Source organism: Rhodococcus sp. Chr-9 (genome assembly GCF_000801125.1).
In the GTDB taxonomy this organism is placed as follows: Bacteria; Actinomycetota; Actinomycetes; order Mycobacteriales; family Mycobacteriaceae; genus Rhodococcus; species Rhodococcus pyridinivorans.
Genome location: NZ_JTIZ01000109.1, coordinates 1 through 2,475, shown reverse-complemented (window position 1 = coordinate 2,475; position 2,475 = coordinate 1). Strand labels below are relative to the sequence as shown.

At 54.4% G+C, this 2,475-nt stretch carries 3 protein-coding genes; all 3 read right to left on the bottom strand.

Annotated features, from left to right (window positions below; all coding sequences use genetic code 11):
• Positions 1-683, bottom strand: a 683-nt coding sequence (locus QR64_RS26040) for an oligosaccharide flippase family protein (protein ID WP_235367216.1), incomplete at its 3' end; no start/stop codon positions are given.
• Positions 684-849: 166 nt separating this feature from the next.
• Positions 850-1,986 (bottom strand): glycosyltransferase, encoded by a 1,137-nt coding sequence (locus QR64_RS26035; protein ID WP_081263372.1) that lies wholly within the window; start codon positions 1,984-1,986, stop codon positions 850-852.
• Positions 1,983-2,475: glycosyltransferase (locus tag QR64_RS26030; RefSeq protein ID WP_152640968.1), on the bottom strand; the 493-nt coding region annotated here is incomplete at its 5' end. The genes QR64_RS26030 and QR64_RS26035, both read right to left, overlap by 4 nt.

Sequence of the window (2,475 nt, the reverse complement as noted above, 5' to 3'; positions counted from 1 at the left end):
ACCCAGCCGGCACCAGTACCACTGCTAACTGCGAAGAGCCCCGTAACTGCAACTGCGTAGAAACCAAGTTGCGACGCGTCGGTGGCGATCGGCATCAATAACTGATCGAGCCTAGAACTCGCGATTGTTGCGATCGTTCCGACCGAAGCGAGAATCGAGAACCGAGCGAAGTCGCCGGTCGCGGGTGATGCGGAGCCATTTGATTTTGGAAGAGGAATGAACAACATGCAAGACACGAGTACGAACGAGAGTAATGCTCCGGCGGCGAATGACTCCGCCGAGCGCAACCCCAATAGCGCCACGATCAATACAAACACGAATCGCGCAACTGCGGCGCCCCCACGCTCAACATCAAGCAAGCGCCAGCGCCCGACGCCCTGCCATGCCCCTCTTCGAATTTGTACTACTACGGATAGAACTATCGCAGTCCAACACAACAAAATGGTAGCGTACGGGATATTTTGGCGCTCACTCACTACACGGCCATAGAACACCATCGCAACGACGATTATGATCGTAGGGAGCATCGCCGTCGTGAGTCCGATCTGGTAACAGCGTCGCGGGGAGTTTCCTCGCGCGATATATACGGCAATTGCACTCGGAATACCGATGCTCGCGATGGCTGACGCGATTGTGATGGGTTGCATAATGCTTGCAAACTGACCCCTCCCATCAGGCCCCATCGCTCGTGCTAATATCGGCCCGCTCAATATTCCCAGGGCAGGGCCAAGCGCATACAGGACGATGCTACGGATTTTATCGCCCGAAATTCGATTCGCGACATATCCTCGGCGGTTACTGCCGCTCCATACGCGGTCCGAGAACGAATTGCGACGTGTCCGAGCGTGCTTACCCACCCGGGTTCTCACTTAGGAGATCCCAAGCCTCCTCGATACGATTGGTCCACGAGTGGCCTTGGGCCAACTCGGACTGCTTCACCGCATTCCCTTCCGACCACGATTGGATCGAACGCTCCACGTCCCGTGAAAAGTCTCCAAACGTCGTGATGATTACTCCCGGCGGGGCGCTAGCAACCAGGCTCGCGATAGGTGTAGATACGACACTCATCCCCGCGGCCATGTACTCATACACCTTTAGTGGGAAAACGCCCTGAGTGTACTCGTTCGCTCGGTACGGTATGAGCCCGACCATCGAACGGTTGAATAGATCAGAAAGCTCGTCAAGACTTAGGTTACCCAGATGCTCGACATTCGGTCGTTGAAGTAGCTCATCCAGGAACGAATGTCCCGCGATACCGTCGATATTGACCGGTCCCGCAAGTTTTAGCGTAAAACCAAGGTCAGCAACCTGTTGGAGGAGCGAGAAGTCAATCTTTGTCGGGGTTAAGTTTCCCGCAAACACCGCTTGCGGCTCACGAGGTGCCGCACCGGATCGCGTGAAGCGCTCCACGTCGGCAACATTTTGCCAAAGTCTGACATCTCCTCTGTACTGTTGAAGATGCTGGGCAACACCGCTGCTACTTGCCAACACGTAGTCAGAAATTGAGCAAAGCCGCTCCTCTGATTCCAATATCAGATTCGCAGGTACACCGGGCAGGGTGTGGAGGAGATCCACCGAATGATATACGACGCGGTCAAATTCTTTCTCCAACCCGTAGGTCAACGGAGAAAATGTCCAAAGTACATCCCGGCACGATTCGTCGATTCTGCGCAACAGATGGTCTCGAACCAGGCGCAGATTGATTCGACGACACATCCCGCTTCCGTGGAATGGAAGTACCTTTGGCGAAACTACCTGAAGATCACTGGGGATAGGACGCGAGACCTTTGAGCCGGATCTTTGTGTTTGGATCTTGCCCAGTATGCGGCGCATGTCCGACGTAGACAACGTCGGGGCCCGTAGACCCATAGACTCGATGTACGAAACCTTAGTTTTACCGGCAAGTCCAACTGCAAGGTATTGCTTGTTTGTCCACACTGCACTGTCAATGTCAGCCGTAGACAAAATTGTTACGCCCGGGGTCATTTCTTATCTCCAGACCAAACATGAGCCCTAGGCGAGTTTACCTTCTCCGGACCGACCCAATTCGTGATCTCCCGCATAAATTGGATTGAGTCAAATTGCTGCGCGTGGGCTGCTGATTTTTCCGGTCGACAGTCGATTGCTCGGCGAACCGCATCAGTTAGCTGGGCTGAGTCTTTAGGGTCGCAAAGGGCACCTGTTATCCCGTCCATCACGGTTTCAGCTACACCACCGACGGAGTTGCCAACAACGCTCGCACCAGCAGCCATCGCTTCCACGGGCATAATCCCAAAGTCTTCTACACCGAGGAAGATGTAGGCTAACGATTTTTGGTATAGCGCAAACAACAAAGCATCGCTTACCCGGCCCAGAAAATAGACCGGAATTTTTTCACTCTCGGCTACTGATTCCAATCTCGCTCGGTCCGGACCATCACCAGCCACGACTAACCTCAATCTTTCGCGCGGACCGCGTGCCGGCCTGAGCGGTCTC